Origin of the sequence: Roseiarcus sp., assembly GCF_052145395.1 — a bacterium.
GTDB lineage: Bacteria > Pseudomonadota > Alphaproteobacteria > Rhizobiales > Beijerinckiaceae > Roseiarcus.
In genome coordinates this window covers 1-3,602 of the sequence record NZ_JBKQOT010000289.1, presented here as the reverse complement: position 1 = coordinate 3,602, position 3,602 = coordinate 1, and the positions used below count along the sequence as shown (strand labels likewise).

General features: G+C 63.4%; 4 protein-coding genes and 1 pseudogene. 2 read left to right on the top strand and 3 right to left on the bottom strand.

What is annotated here, in order from left to right:
* Positions 1 to 647 (top strand): LuxR C-terminal-related transcriptional regulator (locus tag ACLP25_RS09685; RefSeq protein ID WP_442468989.1); only part of this gene is annotated, 647 nt, incomplete at its 5' end.
* A 212-nt stretch (positions 648 to 859) separates the two neighbouring features.
* Here the strand turns inward: ACLP25_RS09685 and ACLP25_RS09680 are convergent.
* Positions 860 to 1,114, bottom strand: coding sequence for a BON domain-containing protein (locus tag ACLP25_RS09680; protein ID WP_442468990.1), 255 nt, complete (start codon positions 1,112 to 1,114; stop codon positions 860 to 862).
* A 770-nt stretch (positions 1,115 to 1,884) separates the two neighbouring features.
* On the opposite strand from ACLP25_RS09680, the gene ACLP25_RS09675 reads away from it, so the two are divergent.
* The gene (locus ACLP25_RS09675; RefSeq protein ID WP_442468988.1) at positions 1,885 to 2,211 is read left to right on the top strand and encodes a DUF2934 domain-containing protein; all 327 of its coding nucleotides are present in this window, start codon (positions 1,885 to 1,887) and stop codon (positions 2,209 to 2,211) included.
* Between the two features lie 46 nt (positions 2,212 to 2,257).
* On the opposite strand, the gene ACLP25_RS09670 is transcribed toward ACLP25_RS09675, so the two are convergent.
* Positions 2,258 to 2,875 (bottom strand): helix-turn-helix domain-containing protein, encoded by a 618-nt coding sequence (locus ACLP25_RS09670; protein ID WP_442468987.1) that lies wholly within the window; start codon positions 2,873 to 2,875, stop codon positions 2,258 to 2,260.
* Positions 2,876 to 3,106: 231 nt separating this feature from the next.
* Positions 3,107 to 3,602: pseudogene (locus tag ACLP25_RS09665) on the bottom strand (hypothetical protein); the annotation flags it as partial.

The window sequence follows — 3,602 nt, the reverse complement described above, 5'->3', positions numbered from 1 at the left end:
ATCGTATTTACACAGGCGCGGATGCAGAAAAAGACCGTACCATTGCGCTGGTCGAAAGCCGTCCGTTCCTGAGGGAGTGCATGGGGCGCAGCTTGCAATCGGCGTTCTCGGTTCCGGTCGTCACGTTTTCGTCATTGTCGGAACTCGGGGAGCATCCTTGCGGCGCCTCGGCTGCTCTGGTCATCCTGTCCTTGATAGAGGCGAGCAGGGAGGCGTGGGCGAGCGCACTGAAGGACCTGGCGGAAGGCGTGTCACGCCGCCCGGTTGTCACGCTAGCCTCGACGAACGACGTCGAGTTGGCACGCGCCACCATCCGACACGGTGCGAAGGGATACATTCCGCTCACGATGGGATTTGACAGTGCGGTTGAGGCGATCCGTTTTGTTCTGGTCGGCGGGACGTATGTCCCAACGGACCACCTTTTCGCGGCAGATCCGATTGGACTCCTGCCGCGGACGACGGTCCAGCCCGTCGGCGTTCTCACGGGCCGTGAACACTCGGTCGTGAAGGCGATCAAGGAAGGCAAGTCGAATAAGGTCATCGCCTACGACCTGAATATGTGTGAAAGCACGGTGAAGGTCCATGTTCGCAATGTCATGAAGAAATTGAATGCGAAGAACCGCACCGACGTGGCGATGAGGACGTAAACCGCCTCGTCGACAGGCCGCTCGCCGGCGGCCCCGCATCGACCGACCGGTTGGCGGAGAAGGCGACCAAGAAACGAGCGTGGTGGCGGCGGTTCGCCGACCACAAAGGGCCCCGCCGTCGTGGCGGGGCTTTTTTGCGCAGCCCGCTTCCGCTGAGAGATCTCGAACGGAGCCCATTGTGGCACAGTCGTATGGGTTGAACTGACGGTGGGCTAGTGGAACTCTTGCCCCGCGCCGACAGTAATTTCATTCTTCACGCCAATAACGCCAGGTATCCGACGCACGTCCGCCTCCGCGCAGGACCTTTGGTAGGCCCGTTCCACCACCCCGTGCAGGGTGACCAAGCCGCGGTCCTCTTCCACCGTCACTCGGTTTGGCGGTATCGCGAGGTCCCAAAACAGTGAGTTCGCGACCTCGGCGTAAATGTCCAACACAACGCGTCCTCCAAAAAACCATCGATCCCACATAAGCATGCCGAATAATTACACGCAACTTAGTATTGAAATTTTCTTTGATGAACTCGAAGTTACAACCCATCGCAAGCATAAGTATGCACTTTTAAGCTGAGTAAGTTGTCGTCGCCGCCTGGCAGTTACAACTCGTCACAAGCACATATATGTCTTTTTAGCCCAAGTGGGTTGCCGTCGTCGCCTTCGAGCGACCGCCCGGATAGGAGTCGCCTGGGGAGCGCTGTTCCTCACCCGGTCGCATTCCCACCGCCCCATCTGCGATGTTCGCGATTCCGGTTGTCCCTAGCGCCCGCGCGGTTGTTTCCGTGAGTCGCGAGAAAAACCGCCGCCTCATCTTGCGAATTCGCACGATGCCAGCCTGCCGCGATCGCTTTCCCGATTCTGCTGCGCATTTTTGCCGCCACAAGTTGACAGGGATCAATCCGTCCTTCGGCCTTCTGCGTTATGCAGCGACGCGCTGCGCAAGCGGAAGGCGTCACGGGCGGAAGGAACACGAGAACGGGGGTCGACGTTGCGCTCACGGGGGTTCTGGCCTCATCAACCGCTGCGCGCGCCCGAGCCGAATTACAGCTCCTGGTCGGCGGCGCCACGACCTCAGGATCGAGCGGAGACGGGCTTTCCCGTCTCCGTCTGAGCGCCTGCGTGAGCAGGATTCCGCGAATGCTGGACCTCCGCGACGCCGGCGTCCGCGATGCGCTAGGCGCTGAGGACGAGGCCGATCCGCGTTGGCAGGCCACCCCGAATGACAGACTTGGAGCAAACTGGGCATGAACGCCATCGATAATGTGATCCGCGAACTGGCTTATGAGCTGTGGGAGAATGCGGGCAGGCCGGACGGCCGAGGCGACGAATTCTGGTTCGCCGCGCGATTCGAGTTCGAACGCAGGGAGGAGACGGGAGAGATACAAGTTTACCCGCAGAGCCCATTCTACGAACATGACGTGGTCGTGCGCGATGGGACAGGCCGCGCGGTCCGGATGACAGGCGCGACGCGCAGAACCGGTAAGCGGATCGGCATCGACGCAGGGACCCGGACGCCCGGAGCGCGGCGAGGGATGCAACCTTCCCTGGCGAGGTCTGCAATGTCCGCTTAAGGTGGACTCGCGATTGTTCAATCGCTTGCCGAAAGGCGGCGGTCGCTCAATCGATCATCGCCGCCTTGAGGATGTTGACCATCGTGGCGTGCGCAAGCTTGTCTTCCCGGTTGCGGATGCGGTGGGGCCTGTCGCAGCGGTAGCGCAGCGTCTCCCCCGCCCGGACCGTCTCGACAGCGCCGCCTACGTCGACCTCGAGCTCGCCCTCGAGGACCGACAGGCACTCGACCGACCCGCGCGCGTGCGCGGTCGATTCGAGGACGCCCCCCGGATCGGCCTGAAAATCGTACCATTGCAGCCAGTCGACTGTCTTCAGCCATCCGGTCACGGCGAGACGGCAGAGGCCGTCGTCGGAGACGAAAATGGGCGTTGCGCCGCGGCTCAGGTGTTCGATGAACGGTCCGTCCTCGCCGCCCTCGAGCATCGACTGGATCGACACGTCGAGGGCGTGCGCGAGACGCCAGATCGTCGTCAGCGTCGGGTTGGTCTCGTTGCGCTCGATCTGCGAGATGATCGACTTCGCCACGCCTGACTGGGTCGAGAGATCGGCGAGCGACAGACCGTAGCTTTTGCGCAGCCGCTGGACCGCGACGCCGAGCTGGTTCGCCAGCGCGGCCGCGCCGGCTTCCAGGACTTTCGCGCGATCCTTGCCTTCGACGCCCATGGCGCTCTCCCGGTCGGAACTCCGGCGTAACGATCGACGAGCGCCGCGATGTTCGCGCCTCGTCTTGACGAGGCCGCGATCCCCGGACTTTGATCCGGGGAAACGTCTCGAAGGACCTTCCAGAGCGCGCTGGAACGTCCTTCGAGCCGCGCCGCCTGCGGCGTCGCTCCTTGAGGCGCGAGCGTGGAGGATATCCGCGCTCTCCTGGGGCGTTACACTTCGGCTTGCAGACTACTCGAAAGCGTCCGGAATATCGAACGGCTTCGACCGCGCGCTCACACCGGATCGCCGTCGCGCGAAAGGCGCGACCCTGCGGTCGGCGTGCTCCCACGCCAGCAACGCCGCGCCGGCCGTCATGACGATCGCCGCGCCGATCAGCACGCGCGCCGTCGGAACCTCGGCGAACATGAGGTAGCCGAGCGCCGCCGCCCAGATCATCGCGACGTAGTCGAACGCGGCGATGACCGAGGCGTCGGCGAACCGGTAGCATTGGGTGAGCATGATCTGGGCGCAGCCGCCGAGGAGCCCGATCGCCGCAAGGCCCGCGAAGCCCAACGCGCCGGGCGCGACGAACCGCTGGCTCGAGGACAGCTCCGAGAGGACCGCCCGCTCGGGCCAGACCATCGCGAGGATCAGGAGCGCGAGACTGAGGACCGCGGTGACGGCAGAAAAATAGAACACGATCGCCCCGTTCGACTCGGACTGGGTGAGGCGGCTGATCTGGATC

Coding starts and splice junctions, on each gene's coding strand:
- ACLP25_RS09680 (WP_442468990.1), bottom strand. CDS start 1,114: ATGTGGGATCGATGGTTTTTTGGAGGACGCGTTGTGTTGGACATTTAC.
- ACLP25_RS09675 (WP_442468988.1), top strand. CDS start 1,885: ATGAACGCCATCGATAATGTGATCCGCGAACTGGCTTATGAGCTGTGG.
- ACLP25_RS09670 (WP_442468987.1), bottom strand. CDS start 2,875: ATGGGCGTCGAAGGCAAGGATCGCGCGAAAGTCCTGGAAGCCGGCGCG.